Source organism: Nonomuraea sp. NPDC003707 (assembly GCF_053587055.1).
Genome location: NZ_JBSFNK010000017.1, coordinates 212037 through 234031 on the forward strand (window position 1 = coordinate 212037; position 21995 = coordinate 234031).

Below are 21995 nucleotides of genomic sequence, written 5' to 3' on the forward strand. Positions count from 1 at the left end.
GCACATCGCCGTACCCCACCGGCTCGCGATCAGTTCCCGGCCATCTCCTTGACGCTCTCCTCGTCGGAGTCGGCGGTCACGAGTTTGCAGGGCGCGACAGGACTGCCCGCCTTGGCCAGATAGGTGCCGAGCGCCCAGTCCATCCCCGGGTAGTTACCCGGTCGAAATTCCAGGACCAGCGTCTCTTCCGGCCGCATGAAGCGCGGGGAGATCAGGAAGGTGTTCCGGTTGATCGGCGCGGCGGCGTCGCGGGAGCGCCAGTTGTCCGGCTTGTCGAACTCCTTGCGCTCCTGTTCGGTCATGTTCTGGGTGCTCGGCGGATCGTAGGCCAGGTCCGCGCCGACGAAGCGGCCAGGCGCGCATCGCTTGTCCGCTTCGGTGAACGTCACGTCAGCCGTGATTCCCTCAGCCTTGAGCTTGGCCTCCAGCCCTTCAGGGTCCCGGAACTCATTGACCGTCACCTCAACGGTGCCGTCGGACTTCTTCACCACCGCATACGCCGCACTCTGTGATCCGGAGACCAGCGGCACGGCCACCAGCGCGGCCGCGGCGATGCCCGCGAGCGCCGCGCCCGCCAGCAGGCGACGACGCAGGGGGGAAGGACCATGTCGAGGCGCCGCCGCGGTGATCGCCGGGGACCGGTGGGCCTGCCCGGGTTCGGCGACCCGACTGCCGGGCAACCAGGATGCGCGGCGGGGCGCAGGCGGCGTCGCCACGATCTCCTCAAGGAGGTCGTGGGCACCCTGGCTCATGGAAGGCTCGCTGAATTCAGCGGCCGGATCGATGGCGGACACCATGCGGTCGATCTTGTTCATCGTGTTTCTCCTCTCAGTGGGGTCATCACGGGGGCCTCGTCCGTCGTGCCGAGGAGCTGGGCCAGTCGTTTACGGGCCTTGTGCAGCCGGAGCCGGGCGGCAGTGCTGCTGCAGCCCAGTACCGTGGCGATCTGCGGGCCGGTCAGCCCTTCCCAACCGGCCAGCGCGAGCACCTCCCGGTCAGCCGGGCTCAGAGCGGCGAAGGCGGCGCGCAGAGCGTCGGTCCGCGGATCGGCTGGCCTCGTCTCCCGGCCGACGGCGAGTTCGTCGCGGAGCCGCGCGGCCAGAGCGCTACGGCGCGACTCCCCGCGGCGGTGGTTGGCCAGGACGCGGCGTGCCGCGCCGTACAGCCACAGCAGGGCGGCGTCGCCGTCCGGAACGTCGTCCAGCCGCCGCCACGCGGCGAGAAAGGTCTCCGCGATCACATCGGCGACGTCGTCGACCGAATCGGTACGGCGTAGCGCATAGCGATGTATCGCCGGATAGCAGGCGAGGTAGAGCGCCTCGAAACGATCTCGCGTGCCGGAGGGCACGCGTGGATCTTGCACAGGTGTCTCCTAACCGAAGATTGCCGGAACACCTCACTAGATGTCCGGCATCACCCACAAGTGTTTCCCGCCCTGCTCAGGTACGCAGCGGAAGGGCGATCGACGAGCGCGCGCCGGTTTCAGCGGGGGTCGGTCGCGGGGAGGCGTACCTGGAAGGCCGTGCCCTTGCCCGGCGCGGAGCGGACCTCCACCCGGCCCCCGTGGGCCGTGACGATGGAGCGGACTATCGCCAGTCCGAGCCCCGCACCCCCCGTCGCGCGGGCGCGGGAGGCGTCCGCGCGGTAGAAGCGGTCGAAGACGCGGGCCTCCTCCTCAGGGCTCAGCCCGGGCCCTTCGTCCTCGATGACCAGGACCGACTCACCGCCGTCCGTCCCGACGCCGATCCGTACCGGGGTGCCGGCGGGTGTGTGGGTGATGGCGTTGCCGACGAGGTTGCTGACGACCTGCCGCAGGCGGGCCTCGTCCCCCAGCACGGGTGCGGACGCCGCCGGGCCGCCGGACGGGCCGGTGAAGGTGACGGGCCTGGACGGGGCGAGTGCGGCGAAGTCGTGGCGGGCGTCGGCGGCCAGCGTACGGAGGTCCATGGGGGTGAGGTCGAGCCCCGGCCCGTCGCTCTCGTCGAGGCCGGCGAGCAGCAGCAGGTCCTCCACCAGCCGGGCCAGGCGGCCCGACTCGCTCTCGATGCGGGCCAGCGCGGGTCCCGCCTCGGTGCCGCCCATGCGGTAGAGCTCCGAGAAGCCTTTGATGCCGAACAGCGGGGTGCGCAGCTCGTGGCTGACATCCGCCACGAACCTGCGCATCCTGGCCTCCGACTCCACCTTCGCCGCGACCCCCTGCTCGATCTGGGCCAGCATCTTGTTGAGCGAGCGGGCCAGCCGGCCCACCTCGGTGGAGAGGCCGGCAGGCTCGGGTACGCGCCTGGTCAGGTCGCCGTCCGCGATGGCCGCCGCCGTCTCCTCAACCCGGCGCAGCGGAGCCAGCCCGGCCCTGATGGCGACCCCGCCGACGAGCGCGAGCACGCCGAGCAGGACGGCGCCCGTGAGGAGGCAGGCCGCCCGGAGGCGGTCGACCGTGGTGTGCAGCTCGGCGAGCGAGACCGCCGCCACCACCGCGGTGTGATCGGCCGGGCCGAGGCTCGTGCCGCCGGAGCCGGAGCCGGGGCGCGGGCCGTTCGTGCCGGCGCGGGGCAGTGCCACCGCCCGCCACTCGTCGCCGTCCGTGCCGTTCACCGTGAACGGCTGCCCGGCGCGGGCCGCCACTGCGGCGCTGTCGAGCCGGGGCAACGCGGGCCCGGCGAGGTCACCGAGCTCGCGGAGAACGGACCCGTCCGCCGCCAGGTAGGCCACGAACCCCTTCCCCATCAGGTCGAACGACCCGGCCGGAAGCGGGCTGCGCGACAGCTTGACGACCAGGTCCGGCGGGATGGCGGACGCCGCCTTGCCCATCGGCTCCAACTGGGCGTCGACGCGCGTCATGAGCTGGGTCTCGAGCTGACGCAGCACCACCGAGCTGATCACCACCAGGCCGACCACCAGCAGCGCGACCGCGATGGCCAGCAGCCGGGCGGCGAGCGACAGCCGGCCGATCATCGCTTGGGCTTGCGCAGGACGTAGCCGACGCCGTGGACGGTGTGGATCAGCTTGGGTTCGCCGGCGTCGAGTTTGCGCCGCAGGTAGCTCACGTACGTGTCCACGATGCTCGTGTCGCCGGCGAAGTCGTAGCGCCACACGTGCTCCAGGATCTGGGTCTTGGGCAGCACTCGCCCGGCGTTGAGCACCAGGTGGAGCAGGAGGCGGAACTCCGTGGGCGACAGCCGTACCGGACGTCCCGCCCTGGTGACCTGGTGGCCGTCGGGATCGACCTCGAGGTCCCCGACCACCAGCGTGGAATCGTCGGGGGCCGCGCCCGTGCGGCGGAGGATGGCCCTGATGCGGGCCAGCAGCTCCTCCAGGTCGAACGGCTTGGTCACGTAGTCGTCGCCGCCCAGCCGCAGCCCGTTGATCTTGTCGGCCGTGGCGTCCCGCGCCGTGAGGAACAGCACGGGCACCGGACCGGGCCGTCCGCCGCCCCTGGGCAGGCTCCGCAGTCGGCGGATCACCTCGAACCCATCGAGATCGGGCAGCATGACATCGAGCAGGACCAGGTCCGGCGGGTCGAGCCGGGCCGACTCCAGCGCCTGCGCGCCGTTCTCCGCCGAGCTCACCGTGAAGCCGGCGAACCGCAGCGTCGCGGAGAGCAGCTCCTTGACGGTGGGCTCGTCGTCGACCACGAGCAGCCGTTCTCCCACGAGAGGCACCTCCCCGGTTCAGCGTAGTCAGGCGTCGCGATTCTTGAGCTGGACGTACGCGGCGACCAGCATGACCGTCACGAACCCGACCAGCAGTCCGAACCCCAGCGCCCCCGGCAGCTCGGATTTCCCGGAGACGGCCTGGAGGGCGGCCATGCTCGGCCAGTAGACGCCGATGAGATCGCGCAGGAAGCCCGGCGAGGCCCCGGCCATGACGGGGAGCAGGAGGAAGGCGGTGCTGACGTTCGCGGCGGGGGCCGTGCCGCGCAGCAGGACGCCCAGCGCCAGGCCGAACAGCGCGAGGAGCGTCAGCACGAGCGGTCCGAACAGCAGCAGCCGCAGCGCGACAGGATCGCCTGGCAGGACGGACGGCGCTCCGCCCGCGGACAGCGTCAGCTGGCTCGTCGTGAACATCAGCCACACCGCGGCCACGCTCACCGGCAGCGCGGTCAGCACGGTGATCCCGCACTTGGCCGCCAGCAGCCGGCCGCGACTGCTCACGGCGGCCAGGCTGGCCCGCATCGTGCCGGAGCCGTACTCGGAGGAGGCCACCAGCACGCCCAGCGCCGCCACCAGCAGCTGCACGATGAACACACCGCGCATGCCCAGGTCCAGCGGCTGGAAGTCGAGCCGCTCCTGCGCCGTGGCCGTGGCGTACTCCTTGGCGGCCGTGCTGCTGAACAGCCAACCCAGCAGCCCCGCGACGGCGGCGGTCGCCGCCGACAGCACCATGGTGGACCTGATGCTGCTGAACTTGGTCCACTCCGCCCTCAGCACCCCCGCGTCGATCATCGTGCCGCCCCGTACTCGACGCTCTCCCGGGTGAGCTCCATGAACGTCTCCTCCAGTGACGCGCGGCGGGGGGCCAGCTCGAACAGCGGCACGCCCTCGGCCGCCGCCAGCCGCCCGACGTCGGGTGCCGTCATGCCGGTGACCAGCAGCTCGTCGGCGCCGCCGGGCCGGACGTAGGCGCCGGACAGCTCCAGGCGCCGGGCGAAGGAGGCGGCGTCGGGCGTGCGTACGAACACCGCCGCCCCGCCCTCGGTGAAGTCGTCGATCTCCCCCTCCGCGATGAGCCGGCCCTTGCCGATCACCACGAGGCGGTCCGCCGTCAGCGCCATCTCGCTCATCAGGTGGCTGGACACCAGCACCGTGCGCCCTTCCGCGGCCAGCCCGCGGATGAGCGTGCGGATCCACAGGACCCCTTCGGGGTCCAGGCCGTTGACCGGCTCGTCGAGCATCAGCACCGGCGGATCCCCGAGCAGCGCCGCGGCGATGCCCAGCCGCTGCCCCATGCCCAGCGAGAACTCGCCCGCCTTCCTGCCCGCCACCGCCGTGAGCCCGACCAGGTCCAGCACCTCGGCGACGCGGACGTCGGGGACGGCGTTCGTCTGGGCGAGGTAGAGCAGGTGTTTGTACGCGCTGCGCCTCGGGTGCACGGCCTGCGCCTCCAGCATCGAGCCGACCTCGCGCAGCGGGTGGCGGAGCTCGTGGTGGGCACGGCCGTTGATCGTGGCGGTGCCGGAGGTGGGCAGGTCGAGGCCAAGGACCATGCGCATCGTGGTGGTCTTGCCCGCGCCGTTCGGGCCCAGGAAGCCGGTGACTTGCCCCGGGCGCACCGTGAAGGTGAGATCGTCCACGGCGAGCACGTCGCCGTAGCGTTTGGTCAGTCCGTCGAGCTGGATCATGGGTCCAGCGTGGGGGCGGCGGTTGGGGGAGTTCTGAGGAGTCTGTGAGTTGTCTGTGAGCCGGGGCGCCCCCACGTGGGCGTGCGCGCCATCGCCTGCCGCCGATCCACAGAGAACTCTTAGGACGTCACGCGGGCCTCGTACGCCTGGATGTCGAAAGGTACGTTCCCTTCAAGATCCATCCGACGATGATGCCACTCAGCAGCGCCATCCCGTGGAGGTCCGCCAACGCGGCCGGCACCCCCGCGGCGGGGACGGCGACGGCGGCGAAGAGCCAGAGGGGCAGGCGTTCGCGCTTGTCCACCAGCTGGGAACCGGCCGCCGCCACGGCGATCATGACGATGACGCCCCACGTGCCCAGGCCCATGAGGGTCGAGGCGCCCAGGACGAGCGCGTAGTACGCGCCCAGCGCGCGGCCCAGCCTGTCGCCGGCGGCCACGGCCAGGCCGCCGGCCAGGCCGCAGACGGCGATCGAATTGCCCGCACCCGGATCGTTCAGGAGATATCCGGCCGCCTCGCCGACCACGGCGCCCGCGGCGTACAGGGCGAGCCAGCGGGCCGGGCCGAACGCCCGCTCGGCGAAGTAGCCGAGCACGGCGAGGCACACCAGGTTGAACAGCGTGCCCAGCAGACCGCCGTCCTGCACCACCAGCGCCGTCCCCAGCCGCCACCACTCACCCTCGGCGATCACCGCCGGGTTCCGCATCAGGGCGGGCTCCAGGCCGGGAATCGCGAACTGGAGGAGGCTGGGGACCGCCGTGATCACGAAGACCACGGCTGTGGTGTACGGCTTGAACATGGCGTTCAGCCTCGCACGGCGGCACTGAACGGGGCAGTGGCCTATGTACGAGGCTTAACGGTGACAAATGTCAGGCCGCGACCTCGACGGTCTCACGGTCGGCCAGGGTGACCGCCGGGGTGATCGCCGACGGCTCGCTGCGGGGGAGGAGGCGGGAGGCGGCGGCGATCAGCACGCCCAGGACGACCCCGATGCCGAGCGCGGTACGCAGCGTCGTGGCGTCCGAGATGAAGCCGATCACGACGGGCCCGAGCAGCAGGCCGGCGTACCCCATGGCGCCCGCCTGGGCGATCGCCGGTCCTGGGGAGTCGGTCGCGGTGCCCGCCAGCGACAGGGTCAGCGGCGAGATCGTCGCCACGCCGAGCCCGACGAAGAACATCGCGAACACCGCCACCAGCGCCGCCGGCGCCATCAGCACCACCGTGAAGAACCCGGCCGTCGCCACTCCGGAGACGGTCAGCATGCCCCGCACGCCGAACCTGGTCCGCAGCCGGTCACCGGTGAGTCTGGCGATCAGCATGCCCAGCTCGAACACCGGGTAGCCGAGGGCGGCCAGCGCCTCGGGGGCGCCCAGCTCGTTCCGCATGTAGAGGCCGTTCCAGTCGGCGACCGTGCCCTCGACCATGAACGCGAAGAACATGATCGCGCCCAGCAGGTAGACGATCGGCGGCATGCGCCGGCGGGCCGCCGTCGCGGTCCCGGCCGCCGGGGGCTCGGGCAGGTACGTACGGCCGATCAGGACCATGACGGGCAGCGAGATCAGGCCGATCAGCGCGACGTTGGCGGTGAACGGCAGCTCCACGGCGATCGCCACGCTGCCCAGCGCGCCCGCCGAGATGGCGCCCACGCACCAGCCCGCGTGCATGCCGTTCATCAGCGGCCGTCCGTACGCCTGCTCGACCGTGGAGCCCTGGGCGTTCATGGCCACGTCCACGGTGCCGAACGCCATGCCGAAGAGCGCCACGGCCACCATGAGCAACGGGAGGTTCGGGGCGAACGCCACGGCCACGAGTCCCAGCGCGGTGAGCGGCCCGCCGATCCGCAGCACCGCCCGGCTGCCCGCACGGGCCATGATCCGGCGCATGGACTGCATCGTCACCAGCGCGCCCAGGCCCCACACGAGGAGGACGGCGCCGACCGTCGACTCGGACAGGCCGAGCTTGTCGGTCAGCGCCGGGATGCGCACCGTCATGGTGCCGACCATCAGTCCGCCCAGCACAAACGTCAGAACCGCCCCGTAACGGGCACTCCTCAGGGAACGGGTCATCGTTTAACACCTCACAAGAATTCGCACTATTTCGCCATATTTAGGTCTCGGGGCCCGCCCGCCCCGCGGCATCCGAGCGTCGCGCCGGGCGAGCTCAGGCTGGGGTGGGGGAGGGGTTCGGCTGGACGGTTGTGGCCCGAGGGGTTCCGCCTGGCCGCTCGTACTGAGTACCGAGCACAGTCACCGGCCGAGCACCCAGGTCGAGTGGCCGGGTCGGCGACGGGTGTCCGGGCGAGCGGCGGCCCGTGTCTGGGACGCGGTCCGGGCGTCGGCTCGATCGTGGCCTCCGCCTTGAGGGAAGGCCGCGCGCCAGTCGGGCGGCGCCGCACCGGCTGTCGTCCGAGCGGGCAGCCGGGAAGGCACAGACGGACCCGCATCCCCACGGTTGGGGGGCGGGCGGGTCAAGGGCTCAGGAAGGGGGTTTGAGCAGCGCTTTCATCCGGGTCTCGAGCGCTTGGAGATCGTCCTCCGTGTTCAGCTCCGGGTCGTGGCTGGCCACGTCCCAGAGCCCTTCACACGCCAGTCGTACGATCTGCGACGCCCGCGGATCCGGCTCCTCGCCCAACCCCTCGCGATGCCAGCGGGCCATCGCCTCGCGTAGCGGCGCGAGCAGGAAGAGGTTGCCCGAGGCGCCCGTGACCACGGCCCATCGTCGCAGCCGTCCGGAGCGGACGGCGGCCAGCGTGGCGTGCAGGTAGCGCTCGGTGTAGGTCTCCCCGGGCTGTGCGACCATGAGCTGGTCGAAGTCCTCGATCAGACGCTCCACCATGCCCTTGATCAGGGCTTCTTTGGTGCCGTAGTGATAGAGGAGGCCGCCCTTGCTGACGCCTGCCCGGTCCGCCACGGCGGCCAGGGTGAGTGCGGACGAGCCCTGATCGCAGAGCAGGTCCTCTGCCGCGTCCAAAAGCTCGTCCCTTCGCATGGTCTCTACTGTACCGTCCGGACGGTACAGTAGCAAACGAGATACCCTGATCGGGTGACCAGACCGTCGGCCTATCTTGATCATGCGGCTACCACACCCATGCTGCCCGAGGCGATCGAGGCCATGACGGAGCAGCTCAAATGCGTCGGCAACGCCTCCTCGCTGCACGCGGCGGGCCGCCGGACCCGCAGGGTGGTCGAGGAGGCGCGCGAGACGATCGCCGACGCGCTCGGCGCCCGGCCCAGCGAGGTCGTGTTCACCTCGGGCGGCACCGAGGCCGACAACCTCGCGATCAAGGGCCTCTACTGGTCGCGCCGTCCGAGGCGGCGCGTGCTGATCAGCTCGGTGGAGCACCACGCCGCGCTCGACCCCGCCCACTGGCTGGCCGACAGCCAGGGCGCGGAGGTCGAGCTGCTCGGCGTGGACGCGTACGGCCGGGTCCACCCCGAGACGCTGCGCGAGGCCATCGAGCGCGACCCCGACGACGTGGCCATGATCAGCGTCATGTGGGCCAACAACGAGGTCGGCACGGTCCAGCCCGTCCACGTGCTGGCGGCCATCGCCCATGACCACGGCATCCCGTTCCACACCGACGCGGTCCAGGCGGTGGGGCAGTTGCCCGTGTCGTTCTCGGCCTCGGGGGTCGACGCGCTCACGCTGACCGGCCACAAGGTCGGCGGCCCGATGGGGGCCGGTGCGCTGCTGCTGGCCAGAGGGCTGACGCCGGTCTCCGTCCAGCACGGCGGAGGCCAGGAGCGCGACGTGCGCTCGGGCACGCTCGACGCGCCCGCCATCGCCGGGCTGGCCGCCGCCGTCAGCGCCGCCGTCAAGGAGCAAGAGGCCCTGGCCCGCCGCCTGACGTCGCTGCGCGACGAGCTCATCCAGCGCGTACGCCAGGCCGTCCCCGACGTGGTGCTCAACGGCGACCCCGCCGACCGGTTGCCCGGCAACGCCCACTTCTCCTTCCCCGGCTGCGAGGGAGACGCGCTGCTCATGCTGCTCGACGCCAAGGGCGTGGAGTGCTCGACGGGCTCGGCGTGTTCGGCGGGCGTGGCGCAGCCGTCCCATGTGCTGCTGGCCATGGGGGCGGAGTCGGCGGCGGCGCGGGGCTCGCTCAGGTTCACCCTGGGCCACACCTCGACCCGCGACGACGTCGACCGCCTGATCGAGGTGCTCCCCGCCGCCGTCGAACGCGCCCGCCGAGCCGGCCTCAGCTGAGACCCGGGCAGCCGGGGCTCAGGTCAGGAAGGACACCACGGCGGACCAGGACGGATCGGCGGCCACGTCCACCCGGGGCTCGCCCTCCTCCCAGCTCACGATCAGCTCCTTCGCGTGGATCGCCGCGTCGCCGGTCGGGTCGGCGTACACGTGGATGATCCGATGCCCCTCGGCACTCATGTGCGCCGCCAGCACCGCGTCGTCGCGCAGCTTGAGCAGCCGCGCGGCCAGCCGCTCCTCGAAGTCGCGCAGCGCCGTCAGCGAGTCGCCGACCGGCAGGCCGTTCTCGTCGCGGTGGGTGTACGGCAGTGTGATCGCGATGTGCTGGTCGAACAGCGGGTAGTCCACCGGCCGCAGCGGGTGGCGGGCCGTGGCGACCAGCGGCGCGCCGCTGCCGGTCTGCCCTTCGAGCAGCACCCACTCCTCCTCGGTGTAGCCCGAGGCCACGTCGGCGACCACGGCGGGCAGGTGGACGGCGGCCACGGAGTCGATCGGCTGGAACGTGGCCGGCGTGATCTCCCCGACCCAGCGGGCCACGTCGTCCTCGCCGAGCAGCCAGTCGAGGGCCAGCAGCGTGGCCTCCATCCTGGTGTCCTCGTCCAACTCGCCGAAGATCGGGTGGTACGCGGACACGTCGACCCGCGGCTGGTCCCTCGGCACCCGCAGCCCCAGCATCAGCTTGTCGAGCGCGAACTCGAAGCCGCCGACGTCCAGCGTCAGCTCCATGGCCTGCGGATTGGCCTGCCGCGACGGGTGGTACTCCCACAGCATGTCGGACGGCGGCGCCGCCTTGGCCCAGCGGTGCGCGAGCGAGCGCAGCTCGGGGTCGCCCGCCGCGGTCACCACCAGGGCGTGCGCGGCCTCCTTGCCCGGAGCCACCTCCCAGACCAGGCCCGGGTGGATCGCGGCGACCGCCGGGGCCAGCCGCTCCTCAAGCCCTTCGACGTCGCCGTTCGCGACCAGGGAGTCGAGCCCCGGCCTGGACTCCTGCCACCACGCCCAGAACTCGGCGATCCCGTCGCCGGTCTCTTCCTCTGCGCCCTTGCGCCCGAACAGTCGCATGGCCTGAATACTCGCAGACCCCACCCATGGTCGCGCACTCCCGCGCGGACAGTACGCTGGAACGGTCATGGGACTGCGTGTGCTTGCCGCCATGTCGGGCGGCGTCGACTCCGCCGTGGCCGCCGCTCGGATCGCCGAGGCCGGTCACGACGTCACTGGTGTGCACCTCGCTCTGTCGGCCAACCCCCAATCCCACCGCACGGGTGCGCGGGGCTGCTGCACGATCGAGGACTCGCGCGACGCGCGACGCGCCGCCGACGTGATCGGCATCCCCTTCTACATCTGGGACATGGCCGAGCGCTTCCAACGCGACGTGGTCGAGGACTTCGTGTCCGAGTACGCCGCGGGCCGCACGCCCAACCCGTGCCTGCGGTGCAACGAGAAGATCAAGTTCTCGGCGGTGCTCGACCGGGCGCTGGCGCTGGGCTTCGACGCGGTCGCCACCGGCCACCACGCCAAGCTGGTCGACGGCGTGCTGTCCAGGAGCCCCGACCAGGGCAAGGACCAGTCGTACGTGCTCGGGGTGCTCACCCGCGAGCAGCTCAGCCACGCGATCTTCCCGCTGGGCGACTCGACCAAGGCCCAGGTGCGCGAGGAGGCCGCCAGGCGCGGCCTGACCGTCGCCGACAAGCCCGACAGCCACGACATCTGCTTCATCGCCGACGGCGATACCCGCGGCTTCCTGGCCGAGCGGCTCGGCTCGGCCGAGGGCCCCATCGTCGACCAGGGCGGTGAGGTCGTCGGCAGCCACCAGGGCGCCCACGGTTTCACGATCGGGCAGCGCAAGGGCCTGCACATCGACCGCCCGGCGGCCGACGGCCGGCCCCGCTACGTGCTGTCGATCGAGCCGGTGTCCAACACGGTCACGGTCGGCCCGCGTTCCGCCCTGGAGGTCACCTCGATCACGTGCGGCAGCCCGGTGTGGAACGGCCCGGCCACGGTCGAGGACCTGACCGTGCAGCTGCGGGCGCACGGAGAGGTGTACGAGTGCCGCTTCGCGGAGATCGGTGGCGGCGTCCGCATCGATCTCGACCGCCCGGCCACCGGGGTGGCGGCGGGCCAGGCGGCCGTGCTCTACTCCGGCGACACCGTGATCGGCTCGGCGACGATCGTCGCCGCTAGCTGAGCGTCACCGACTCGCCGACCGCCAGGCGGCGGATGTCGGCGCTCTGGTGCTCCGACTCCATCTTCAGCCAGTTGTCCACCAGGCCGAAGCCGATGTCGTTGTACAGGCCGTCATGGGTGGAGAACGCCCTTGCCGGGCGGATCTCGCGGAGATATTCGATCATCTCCCCGAGCTTCAGCCAGGGCCCGCCGGTCGGGACCAGCAGGGTGGGCACGTCCACTCCCGGGACCGTCAAGGCGTCACCCGGGTAGAAGATCTCGTCGTCGACGAGGAACCCGACATTCTGGACGACGGGCACGTCGGGGTGGTTCTTGGCGTGCCACTCGCCGAAGGCCCGCACGCGGAAACCGGCCGCCTCGAACGCGTCGCCGTGCCGTACCACCTGGACCTTCTGCGGAACGTCCGTCAGATCCGCGGCGACGCCCTCGCAGGTGTAGATCTCCAGGGCGGGCGGCGCGGCCTTCAACTTGTCGACGTCCACATGGTCCCAGTGCTCGTGGGTGATCAGGACCGCGTCGGCCCCGTCGAGCACGGGTCCCTTGCTGAACGTCCCGGGGTCGATGATCAGGACCCTGCCGTTCTTCTCCACGCGTACGCAGGCGTGCTCGTGTTTCGTCAGCTCCATTCCGCAGAGCCTACGCTTGTCCCCATGTCTACGTGGGAAGCCACCGGAGTCGGCTCGCACCCGGGCGAGGACCATCTCGAGGCGATCAGGGTCGTGTTCGGTGAGGTGCCCGGACTGCCGTACCTGCCCGAGCTGCCGGCCAGGGGCGTCGGCGCCGACATGATCGGCAGGACGGCCGGGCTGCTCGTCGAGCTGCCCGTCGAGGTGCAGCCCTCCGGGTGGCGGCTGGCCGATCGGCCGGGGCGCGACCATCGGCGGGCCGTCGATCATCTGCGGCGGGATCTCGACGGGCTGGAGGAGGTCGGCCACGACTACTCCGGGCCGCTCAAGCTGCAGGTCTGCGGCCCATGGACGCTGGCCGGGTCGATCGAGCTGAAACACGGCGACAAGATGCTCTCCGACCCCGGGGCCGTACGCGATCTGACCGACTCGCTGGCGCAGGGGGTCGCCGACCACTGCGCCGACGTGCGGCGGCGGCTGCCCGGGGTGACGGAGATCGTGCTGCAGCTCGACGAGCCGGGGCTGCCCGGGGTGCTGGCGGGGACCGTGCCGACGGCGTCGGGGTTCGGGCGGCTGGCGGCCGTCGAGGAGTGGCGGGTGGAGGAGTCGATGCGCTCCTTCGACGCCCCGATCGTGCACTGCTGCGCGCCGTCCGTGCCCTTCGACGTGCTGCGCAGGGCCGGGGTGCGCGGTGTGTCGGTGGACGCCGCCCTGCTGCGGCGCAGGGACGAGGACTCCGTCGGGGAGGCCGTCGAGGCGGGTCTGCGGTTCTTGCTGGGGGTCGTGCCCGGCCGGGACACCCGGCTGCCGGGCGTCGGGGTGGTCGCCAAACCGGCGCTGGAGCTGTGGCGGCGGCTCGGGTTCGCGCCCGACCGGCTGGCCGAACAGGTCGTGCTGACCCCGGCGTGCGGGCTGGCCGGGGCGTCACCCGCGTACGCCCGCGCGGCCCTGGCGGCCTGCCGGAAGGCGGCCCAGGTGCTCAGGGAGGACCCGGAGGCCGGGTCGCAACGGGGTGAGCGCTGAAGGTCAGTGCTCAGCGGTAGCGTTTGCACAGGTTGACGTACGGGTTCGGATTCGGGTTCGGGTTCGGGAGGGGAGCAGACGGTGAGTGAGCCAGGCGCCGAGGTGGCGGGTGTGCCCGTGGCCGCGCTCAAGCGGCATGCCGAGCTGAGCGAGCTGGTCGACGACGCTCGCTGGCGCTACTACGTGCTCGACCAGCCGACGGTCAGCGACGCCCAGTTCGACGGGTGGTTCAAGGAGTTGCTCGCGCTGGAGGAGTCGCATCCGTCGCTCCAGACCCCCGACTCGCCGACGCAGAAGGTCGGCGCCCCCGTGTCGGGCGACTTCGCCAAGGTCCAGCACCTCAACCGCATGGAGAGCCTCGACAACGCCTTCAACGAAGCCGACATGGCCGCCTGGATGCAGCGGGCGGAGCGGCTGGCCGAGGGAGATCCGGGGCCCTACCTCTGCGAGCTCAAGATCGACGGGCTGGCGATCGCGCTGGTCTACCGCGACGGCAAGCTGGAGCGCGGGGCGACCCGCGGCGACGGGCGCACGGGCGACGACGTGACGGCCAACGTCCGCACGATCAAGGGCGTCCCTCACCGGCTCACGGGCCACGACGTCCCCAGCCTGGTCGAGGTGCGCGGCGAGGTCTACATTCCGGTCGAGGACTTCAAGCAGCTCAACGAGCAGCTCATTGAGCAGGGCAAGACGCCGTTCGCCAACCCGCGTAACTCCGCGGCCGGCACGCTGCGGCAGAAGGACCCGCGCGTCACGGCCCAGCGGCCGCTGCGGATGCTCGTGCACGGCATCGGCATCTGGGAGGGCTCGGCCGTGCCGCGGGCGCAGTCGGACGTGTACGACCGGCTGCGGGAGTTCGGGCTGCCGGTCAGCGATCTCTACCAGGTGGTGCCGGGGCTCACCGAGGTCAACGAGTTCATCGAGAACTACCGCGTGCACCGGCACGATCCTCCGTACGAGATCGACGGGGTGGTCGTGAAGGTCGACGACTTCCGCACGCAGCGGGAGCTGGGCTCCACGTCGCGGGCGCCGCGGTGGGCGATGGCGTACAAATACCCGCCGGAAGAGGTCAACACCAAGCTGCTCGACATCGAGGTGGGCGTCGGCCGCACGGGGCGGGTCACGCCGTACGCGGTGATGGAGCCCGTGACGGTGTCGGGCTCGACCGTCGAGCGGGCCACGCTCCACAACGCCGCCATCGTGGTCAAGAAGGGCGTGCTCATCGGCGACACCGTGGTGCTGCGCAAGGCGGGCGACGTCATCCCCGAGATCGTCGGGCCGGTGACGGCGCTGCGCGACGGGTCGGAGCGCGAGTTCGTCATGCCGACCCACTGCCCGGAGTGCGGCACCGAGCTGGCGTACGAGAAGGAGGGCGACGCCGACCTGCGCTGCCCCAACACCCACGGCTGCCCTGCCCAGATCCGCGAGCGCATCTTCTTCGCGGGCGGGCGGCGCGCGCTCGACATCGACGGGCTCGGTTACGTCGCGGCCACCGCGCTCACCCAGCCGCTGCCGCCCCAGGAGCCCGTGGTGCGCACCGAGGCCGACCTGTTCGACCTGACGCTGGAGCAGCTGCTGCCCATCAAGTCGATCGTCCGCGACCAGAACACCGGTCTGGCCAAGATCGACCCCAAGACCGGGGAGGAGAAGGTCGTCACCTTCTTCTCCAACATCGACGGCGGGGCCAGCCAGAACGCGCTGCAGCTCATCGAGGAGCTGAAGCAGGCCAAGCAGGCGCCGCTCGCCAACGTGCTGGTCGCCCTGTCGATCCGGCACATCGGCCCGCCGACCGCCCGTGCGCTGGCCGACGAGATGCGCTCGATCGACCGCATCATGAACGCCTCGGAGGAGGAGCTGGCCGCCGTCGAGGGCATCGGGGCCCGGGTGGCGGCCACGATCCGGGAGTGGTTCTCGGTCGACTGGCACCGGGAGATCATCGACCGGTGGCGGGCCGCGGGGGTGCGGATGGAGGACGAGCCCGCGCCGGAGAAGGGGCCGCAGACGCTCGAGGGGCTGACGTTCGTGGTGACGGGGACGCTGGAGGGCTACACCCGCGACTCGGCGGCCGACGCGATCACCAGCCGGGGCGGGAAGGTGTCGGGGTCGGTGTCGAAGAAGACGTCGTTCCTGGTGGTGGGGGAGAACGCGGGGTCGAAGTACGACAAGGCGGTGAGCCTCGGGGTGCCGATCCTGGACGGGGCCGGGTTCGAGGTCCTGCTGAAGGACGGCCCGGAAGCGGCCGCGGCCGCGGCGGTGCCCACGGAGGCTTAACACCATCCAACGGCCGGGCGCTGGTGCGGCGGTGCCCGGCCGCTGCGGGGTGCGGCGCTGGTGTGTGGTGCCCGGCTCGATGCGGGATGCGCGTCGGGTGGAGTGGGGCGGGGTGGGCGGCGTTGGGTGGGGCCGCTGTCGGTGGTGGGGGCCGAGAGGGTCGGTTGTGTGGGCAGGGTAGGCGACTTGCTACCGAGGGTGGTTTTTGGGTATATGTCGGAAAGGAGAAGTGACGGAACGTACGCGCTTGGTTTCGCGAAGTGGGGTGAAGGTCGTACCCTCCCATAGTGACCTAATGGGGGTTCTGTTACCGATGACTGACCCAACCGACACCCGCGACACCGGACCACGCGTCGGCTCGCCGCTCTGGGCGTTCCTCGCGGGCATAACCGTGATCGGCTTCACCGCGCTCGTGGTGGCCATGCTGAGGCTGGACGCCGTCGGGCTGGTGGAGCTCGCCCGCACGCCGCTGTTCTGGGCGCTGTCGGTGCTGGTGATCCTGGGCGAGCTGAGGCCCGTGATGGTGTCGTCCGCCGCCTCTGTGGGTGGCACGTACCCCTCCACCATGTTCACCTTCGCCGTGCTCCTGCACTTCGGGCTGCCCGTGGCGGTGCTCATGCAGGCCGTCGCGGTCGCCATGAACGGGGTGGTGACGCGTAAGGCGTGGCATCGGGTCATGTTCAACATCGCGCAGTCGACGCTCGCGCTCACCGCGGCGGCCGTGGTGATGGGGGTGTTCGGGATAGCGCCGAGCCCGGCCGTGCCGTGGGTGCCGGACGGGTCGGACCTGCCGGCGATCGCGCTGGCCGGGGTCGCGTACTTCGCCACCAGGGCGGCTCTCGTGTGCGGCGCGGTCGCGTTGCACGAGCGGCGCTCGATCATGCGGGTGTTCAGGGTCACGGTCGTCCCGCAGAGCCTCGTGTACGTCGGGCTGCTCGGCCTGGCGCCCCTGGTCGTCGTGGCCATGGAGCACTCGCCCGGCATGGTGCCCCTTTTCGTCGCCCCGCTGGCCGCCGTCTACTTCACCGCCACGCTCTCGATGCGCCGTGACCATCAGGCCCTGCACGACGAGCTGACCGGCCTGCCCAACCGCAAGATGCTCATCGTCAGCACGGAGGAGGCGCTGGCCGAGGCCCGGCACGACGAGCGGGTGGGCCTGTTCCTCCTCGACCTCGACCGGTTCAAGGAGGTCAACGACACGATGGGGCATCCGGTGGGCGACCGGCTGCTGCAGATGGTGGCGCACCGGCTCACCCATTCCGTACGCCCCGGCGACGTCGTGGCGCGGCTGGGCGGTGACGAGTTCGCCGTGCTGCTGCCCTCGATCAGGGACGCCCACGCGGCCAGGGAGGTCGCGGCCCGGCTGCGGGCGGCGCTGACCGAGCCGGTCCGGCTGGAGGGCATGACCTTCGACGTGGACGGTTCCGTCGGGATCGCGCTCTATCCGGACCACGCCCCCGATTTCGAGCTGCTGCTGCAACGGGCCGACGTGGCCATGTACCTGGCGAAGGAGGGGCGGACCGGGGTCGAGCTCTACCAGCCCGACAAGGACCGCAACTCTCCCGAACGCCTCAATCTCCTCGGCGACCTGCGCCGTGCCATCGACAGCCGCGAGCTGCGGCTGCACTTCCAGCCCAAGGTCAGCCTCGGCACCGGCGCCGTCCAGGGCGTCGAGGCGCTGCTGCGGTGGCGTCATCCGGTGCACGGGATGATCCCGCCGTCGGAGTTCGTGCCGCTGGCGGAGCAGTCGTACCTGATGCGGCCCCTCACGGCGTACGTCATCGAGGCGGCGCTGGAGCAGGCGGCCCGCTGGTGGCACACGGGGCTGCAGGTGCAGATCTCCGTCAACATCTCGGCCCGCGACCTGCTCGACTCGGCCCTGCCGGAGCAGCTGGAGGTCGGCCTGGCCGCCTCCGGGCTCCCGCCGGGGGCCATCCAGCTGGAGGTGACCGAGCGCATCCTGACGGGCGACCAGGCCTACACCCACGAGACCATCAAGGCGCTGGCCGCGCTGGGCGTGCCGCTGGCGCTCGACGACTTCGGCACGGGCTACTCGTCGCTGATCCGGCTCCAGCGCCTGGCGGTGTCCGAGGTCAAGATCGACGCCTCGTTCGTACGCCGGATCGCCGAGTCGGAGGACGACTACCGGATCGTCCGCTCGATCGTGGACCTGGTCCGCTCGCTCGGCCTCCGCTCGGTCGCCGAGGGCGTGGAGTCGGACGAGGTCGCGATGCGGCTGGACGAGATGGGGTGCGACATGGGGCAGGGGTGGCTGTTCGGGCGGCCCATGGCCGCCGCCGACGCCACGGTCTGGCTCAGGGAGCACACCGGCGCGGGGCCCGGGATCGAGTACGGCTACCAGCCCGAGGTCAGCCGATCGGCCTGACCCGGCGGGCGCTTCCGCAGGACGCGCCGGAGCAGGTAGGCGGGCAGGAGCAGGGTGGCGAGCGAGAGGACCGACAGCAGCAGCACGCCGGGCCAGTCGTAGGAGCCCGGACGGAACACCTTGACGTCGTGGCCCGCGTCCAGGGCGGGCACGCGGTCGCCCTCGGACAGGTCGAGGGGCTCGTACCCGTAGATCCAGGCGCCCTGCCGGATCTGTGCGGGGGACTCGAAGACGCCCTCCCAGCGGCAGGGGCCGCGGCCCGAGCAGTCCAGGTCGGTCGCCGTGAAGGTGCCCATCGTGCCCTCGCCGTGCGCGGCGCGGTACTCCAGCCGGGCGGCGGACACGGTGGCGGCCACCAGCAGCACTCCGGCGACGAGCACCAGAGGTATCGTCAGCACGATGAGCACCACCAGGCATCCCGCGCCGCAGCCGTTCCGCTCCACAGCCGACCCCCTGTCCCCAAGCGGATAACGAGCGGGAGCAGGGTGAGGTTCGTTTCGGGGCGGTTAATCGGTTCGGGGCTGCCACGTCAAGCCCCCTAGGATGGCATTGTCCAAAGACTCCATCCACGAAACGGGTTACACGACTCATGTCCGCCATAACCCGCGACGAGGTCGCACACCTGGCCCGGTTGTCCAGGCTGGCGCTCACCGACGACGAACTCGACCACTACGCCACCCAGCTCGATGCCATCATCGAAGCGGTTGCGAAGGTCGCCGAGGTCGCCGCCGAGGACGTGCCGCCATCGTCGCACGCGCTTCCGCTGACCAATGTCTTCCGTGCCGACGAGGTACGACAGTGCCTGACGCCCGAGCAGGCGCTCTCCGGCGCGCCCGCCGTCGAGGACGACCGCTTCCGGGTGCCGCGCATCCTCGGGGAGGAGGCATGAGCGAGCGTAGCGAGCGAACAATTAAGCACAGCTCTGTCAGGCTCATGTGCCCGACGAAGGAGGGCGCATGAGTCTGATCCGTAAGACCGCCGCCGAGCTGGGATCGATGATCGCCGGCGGCGAGGTGTCGGCCGTCGAGGTGGCCGAGGCGCACCTCGACCGCATGGCCGAGGTCGAGCCCAAGGTCCAGGCGTTCCTCCACATCGATCGCGAGACGACGCTGGAGCAGGCGCGGGCCGTCGACGCCAGGCTGAGGGCGGGCGAGAAGCTCGGCCCGCTGGCCGGCGTGCCGATCGCGCACAAGGACATCTTCGCCACGCGCGACATGCCGACCACCGCCGCGTCCAAGATCCTCGAGGGCTGGCGCCCGCCGTACGACGCGACCGTCACCGCGCGGCTGCGCGAGGCGGGGCTGGTCTTCCTGGGCAAGACCAACCTGGACGAGTTCGCCATGGGCTCCTCCACGGAAAACTCGGCATACCAGGTCACCCACAACCCGTGGGACCTGACGAAGGTGCCGGGCGGCTCGTCGGGCGGCTCCAGCGCCGCCGTGGCCGCGTACGAGGCGCCGCTGTCCACGGGCACCGACACGGGCGGCTCCATCCGGCAGCCGGCCTCGGTGACCGGCATCGTGGGCATGAAGCCCACTTATGGTGGCTCGTCCCGTTACGGGCTCATCGCGTTCGCCAGCTCGCTCGACACGCCGGGCCCGTTCGCCCGCAACGTGCTCGACGCGGCGCTGCTGCACGAGGCGTTCTCCGGGCACGACCCGATGGACTCCACCTCGATCGACGCGGCCGTGCCGAGCGTGGTCGAGGCCGCGAAGAACCCCGACATCGCCGGCATGCGGATCGGCGTCGTCAAGGAGTTCGCCGGCGAGGGCTACCAGGCCGGCGTGCTGGCCCGCTACCACGAGGCCGTGCAGCTCCTGGAGTCGCTCGGGGCCAAGGTCGTCGAGGTCTCCTGCCCGTCGTTCACGACCGCGCTGCCCGCCTACTACCTGATCGCGCCGTCGGAGTGCTCGTCCAACCTGGCGCGCTTCGACGCCATGCGCTACGGCCTGCGCGTCGGCGACGACGGCACCCGCAGCGCCGAGGAGGTCATGGCGCTGACCAGGGCCGCCGGGTTCGGCGCCGAGGTCAAGCGGCGCATCATGCTCGGCACGTACGCGCTGTCGAGCGGCTACTACGACGCCTACTACGGCCAGGCGCAGAAGGTGCGCACGGTCATCTCCCGCGAGTTCGAGGCCGCCTACCAGCAGGTCGACGTGCTGGTGTCGCCGACCACGCCGACCACGGCGTTCGGGATCGGCGAGCGCGCCGACGACCCGATCGCGATGTACCTCGCCGACCTGTGCACCATCCCGTCCAACCTGGCGGGCAACGCGGCCATGTCGGTTCCGGTCGGCCTGGCCGACGAGGACAACCTGCCGGTCGGCCTGCAGATCATGGCGCCGGTCCTGGCCGACGACCGCTGCTACCGCGTCGGTGCCGCCGTCGAGAAGGCCCTGGAGAGCCGCTGGGGCGGCCCGTTGCTGAAGGAGGCCCCGTCGCTATGACCATGGTCTATGACGAAGCGCTCGACCGGTTCGAGCCGGTGCTGGGCCTGGAGACGCACGTCGAGCTGGGCACCAGGTCGAAGATGTTCTGCGGCTGCAAGACCGCCTTCGGCGCCCCGCCCAACACGCAGGTCTGCCCGACCTGCCTGGCGCTCCCCGGGTCGCTGCCGGTGGCCAACGCCGCGGCCATCGAGTCGACCATCCGCATCGGCCTGGCGCTGAACTGCTCGATCGCCGAGTGGTGCCGCTTCGCCCGGAAGAATTACTTCTATCCGGACATGCCGAAGAACTACCAGATCTCGCAGTACGACGAGCCGCTCTGCTTCGACGGCTACCTCGACGTCGAGGTCGAGGGGCAGATCGTGCGGATCGAGATCGAGCGGGTGCACCTGGAGGAGGACACCGGCAAGTCCACCCACGTGGGCGGCGCGACCGGGCGCATCCAAGGGGCCGACTACTCGATCGTCGACTACAACCGCGCCGGCATCCCGCTGGTCGAGATCGTGACCAAGCCCATCCCGGGCACCGACCGGCTCGCACCCGAGGTGGCCAAGGCGTACGTCACCGAGCTGCGCGAGATCATGCGCTCCCTCGGCGTCTCCGACGTGCGCATGGAGGAGGGCTCGCTGCGGTGCGACGTCAACGTGTCGCTCATGCCGCGCGGCTCCTCCGAGTGGGGCACCCGTACGGAGACCAAGAACGTCAACTCGCTGCGCAGCGTCGAGCGGTCCGTGCGGAGCGAGATCGAGCGCCAGGCGGCCGTACTGGCCGACGGCGGGAAGATCATTCAGGAGACCCGGCACTTCCACGAGGACACCGGCACCACCACGTCCGGCAGGTCCAAGGAGGAGGCGCAGGACTACCGCTACTTCCCCGAGCCCGACCTGGTGCCGATCGCGCCCGACACCGCCTGGGTGGCGGAGCTGAAGGCGGCCCTGCCCGAGCTGCCGTCGGTCAGGCGCAAGCGGCTGCAGGCCGAGTGGGGGCTGTCCGACCTCGACATGCAGGCCATGCACAACGCCGACGCGTTCGACCTGGTCGAGGCCACGGTCGCGGCGGGCGCCCCGGCGGCGGACGCGCGCAAGTGGTGGATGGGCGAGCTGGCCAGGCGCGCCAACGAGACCGGCGCCGCGCTGGCCGACCTGCCCATCACTCCGGCGCAGATCGCCAGGGTGACCGAGCTGGTGGCCTCCGGCGCGCTCAACGACAAGCTGGCGCGCGAGGTGCTCGAAGGCGTGCTGGCCGGTGAGGGCACCCCGGACGAGGTGGTCGAGAAGCGCGGCCTGCAGATCGTCAGCGACGAGGGCGAGCTGCTGGCCATCATCGACCAGGTGCTGGCCGCCAACGCCGACGCGGCCGAGAAGGTCAGGTCCGGCAAGATCGCCGCGGCCGGCGCCCTGGTGGGCGGCGTCATGAAGGCGAGCAGGGGCAAGGCCGACGCGGCCCGCGCCCGCCAGCTGATCCTGGAGAAGCTGGGCGTCTCCGAATAACGCAGGCAAACGATGAGGGCC

At 71.3% G+C, this 21995-nt stretch carries 20 protein-coding genes; 8 read left to right on the forward strand and 12 right to left on the reverse strand.

Features of this window, described 5'->3' with window-relative positions; genetic code table 11:
- Positions 1-29: 29 nt before the first annotated feature.
- From ACWDRB_RS37255 to ACWDRB_RS37295, 9 genes are all read right to left on the reverse strand, one after another.
- Positions 30-815, reverse strand: a complete 786-nt coding sequence (locus ACWDRB_RS37255) for a hypothetical protein (protein WP_449901821.1) — start codon at positions 813-815, stop codon at positions 30-32.
- Positions 812-1363, reverse strand: a complete 552-nt coding sequence (locus ACWDRB_RS37260; RefSeq protein WP_449901823.1) for an RNA polymerase sigma factor — start codon at positions 1361-1363, stop codon at positions 812-814. Before ACWDRB_RS37260 ends, ACWDRB_RS37255 begins: the two co-directional genes overlap by 4 nt.
- A 119-nt stretch (positions 1364-1482) precedes the next feature.
- On the reverse strand, positions 1483-2952 hold the full coding sequence (locus ACWDRB_RS37265) for an ATP-binding protein (RefSeq protein ID WP_449901825.1): 1470 nt from the start codon (positions 2950-2952) through the stop codon (positions 1483-1485).
- Positions 2949-3650, reverse strand: a complete 702-nt coding sequence (locus ACWDRB_RS37270; RefSeq protein ID WP_355205454.1) for a response regulator transcription factor — start codon at positions 3648-3650, stop codon at positions 2949-2951. Before ACWDRB_RS37270 ends, ACWDRB_RS37265 begins: the two co-directional genes overlap by 4 nt.
- 27 nt (positions 3651-3677) lie before the next feature.
- Positions 3678-4442: a hypothetical protein gene (locus ACWDRB_RS37275; protein ID WP_449901828.1), complete on the reverse strand. Its 765-nt coding sequence runs from the start codon at positions 4440-4442 to the stop codon at positions 3678-3680.
- Positions 4439-5338 (reverse strand): ABC transporter ATP-binding protein, encoded by a 900-nt coding sequence (locus ACWDRB_RS37280; RefSeq protein ID WP_449901830.1) that lies wholly within the window; start codon positions 5336-5338, stop codon positions 4439-4441. Before ACWDRB_RS37280 ends, ACWDRB_RS37275 begins: the two co-directional genes overlap by 4 nt.
- Positions 5339-5465: 127 nt before the next feature.
- Complete coding sequence (locus ACWDRB_RS37285) at positions 5466-6137, reverse strand: rhomboid family intramembrane serine protease (protein WP_449901832.1); 672 nt, start codon at positions 6135-6137, stop codon at positions 5466-5468.
- A 70-nt stretch (positions 6138-6207) separates the two neighbouring features.
- Entirely contained in the window at positions 6208-7404 is a 1197-nt protein-coding gene (locus ACWDRB_RS37290) for an MFS transporter (protein WP_449901834.1), read from the reverse strand.
- A gap of 409 nt (positions 7405-7813) precedes the next feature.
- Positions 7814-8326 (reverse strand): TetR/AcrR family transcriptional regulator, encoded by a 513-nt coding sequence (locus ACWDRB_RS37295; RefSeq protein ID WP_350729567.1) that lies wholly within the window; start codon positions 8324-8326, stop codon positions 7814-7816.
- Positions 8327-8380: 54 nt separating this feature from the next.
- On the opposite strand from ACWDRB_RS37295, the gene ACWDRB_RS37300 reads away from it, so the two are divergent.
- A complete protein-coding gene (locus tag ACWDRB_RS37300) occupies positions 8381-9544 on the forward strand; it encodes a cysteine desulfurase family protein (protein WP_449901836.1) in 1164 nt (387 codons plus the stop codon).
- 18 nt (positions 9545-9562) lie between these two features.
- Here ACWDRB_RS37300 and ACWDRB_RS37305 read toward each other — a convergent pair whose 3' ends face one another.
- On the reverse strand, positions 9563-10606 hold the full coding sequence (locus ACWDRB_RS37305) for a DUF695 domain-containing protein (RefSeq protein WP_364264452.1): 1044 nt from the start codon (positions 10604-10606) through the stop codon (positions 9563-9565).
- A gap of 67 nt (positions 10607-10673) precedes the next feature.
- Here ACWDRB_RS37305 and mnmA point away from each other — a divergent pair, with 67 nt between their 5' ends.
- Entirely contained in the window at positions 10674-11732 is a 1059-nt protein-coding gene (mnmA, locus tag ACWDRB_RS37310; protein WP_449901839.1) for a tRNA 2-thiouridine(34) synthase MnmA, read from the forward strand.
- Here mnmA and ACWDRB_RS37315 read toward each other — a convergent pair.
- Complete coding sequence (locus ACWDRB_RS37315; protein ID WP_449901841.1) at positions 11725-12357, reverse strand: MBL fold metallo-hydrolase; 633 nt, start codon at positions 12355-12357, stop codon at positions 11725-11727. The two genes, mnmA and ACWDRB_RS37315, sit on opposite strands and share 8 nt — an antisense overlap.
- Before the next feature lie 24 nt (positions 12358-12381).
- Here ACWDRB_RS37315 and ACWDRB_RS37320 point away from each other — a divergent pair, with 24 nt between their 5' ends.
- The 3 genes from ACWDRB_RS37320 to ACWDRB_RS37330 all read left to right on the forward strand — a co-directional run bounded on the left by ACWDRB_RS37320 (position 12382) and on the right by ACWDRB_RS37330 (position 18037).
- Positions 12382-13380 carry a methionine synthase gene (locus ACWDRB_RS37320; RefSeq protein ID WP_449901843.1) on the forward strand — a complete coding sequence of 333 codons (999 nt, stop codon included), beginning with the start codon at positions 12382-12384 and terminating at the stop codon, positions 13378-13380.
- Positions 13381-13461: 81 nt separating this feature from the next.
- Complete coding sequence (gene ligA / locus ACWDRB_RS37325; protein ID WP_449901845.1) at positions 13462-15651, forward strand: NAD-dependent DNA ligase LigA; 2190 nt, start codon at positions 13462-13464, stop codon at positions 15649-15651.
- A 313-nt stretch (positions 15652-15964) separates the two neighbouring features.
- Positions 15965-18037 carry a putative bifunctional diguanylate cyclase/phosphodiesterase gene (locus tag ACWDRB_RS37330; RefSeq protein ID WP_449901848.1) on the forward strand — a complete coding sequence of 691 codons (2073 nt, stop codon included), beginning with the start codon at positions 15965-15967 and terminating at the stop codon, positions 18035-18037.
- On the opposite strand, the gene ACWDRB_RS37335 is transcribed toward ACWDRB_RS37330, so the two are convergent.
- On the reverse strand, positions 18007-18480 hold the full coding sequence (locus ACWDRB_RS37335; RefSeq protein WP_449901850.1) for a hypothetical protein: 474 nt from the start codon (positions 18478-18480) through the stop codon (positions 18007-18009). The genes ACWDRB_RS37330 and ACWDRB_RS37335 overlap by 31 nt on opposite strands.
- A 146-nt stretch (positions 18481-18626) precedes the next feature.
- Between ACWDRB_RS37335 and gatC the strand changes: the two genes are divergently transcribed.
- From gatC to gatB, 3 genes are all read left to right on the forward strand, one after another.
- The gene (gene gatC / locus ACWDRB_RS37340) at positions 18627-18926 is read left to right on the forward strand and encodes an Asp-tRNA(Asn)/Glu-tRNA(Gln) amidotransferase subunit GatC (RefSeq protein WP_185068184.1); all 300 of its coding nucleotides are present in this window, start codon (positions 18627-18629) and stop codon (positions 18924-18926) included.
- 67 nt (positions 18927-18993) lie between these two features.
- Positions 18994-20484: an Asp-tRNA(Asn)/Glu-tRNA(Gln) amidotransferase subunit GatA gene (gene gatA / locus ACWDRB_RS37345; RefSeq protein WP_449901853.1), complete on the forward strand. Its 1491-nt coding sequence runs from the start codon at positions 18994-18996 to the stop codon at positions 20482-20484.
- A gap of 2 nt (positions 20485-20486) precedes the next feature.
- Positions 20487-21974 carry an Asp-tRNA(Asn)/Glu-tRNA(Gln) amidotransferase subunit GatB gene (gene gatB / locus ACWDRB_RS37350; RefSeq protein ID WP_449901882.1) on the forward strand — a complete coding sequence of 496 codons (1488 nt, stop codon included), beginning with the start codon at positions 20487-20489 and terminating at the stop codon, positions 21972-21974.
- The last annotated feature ends 21 nt before the right edge of the window (positions 21975-21995 follow it).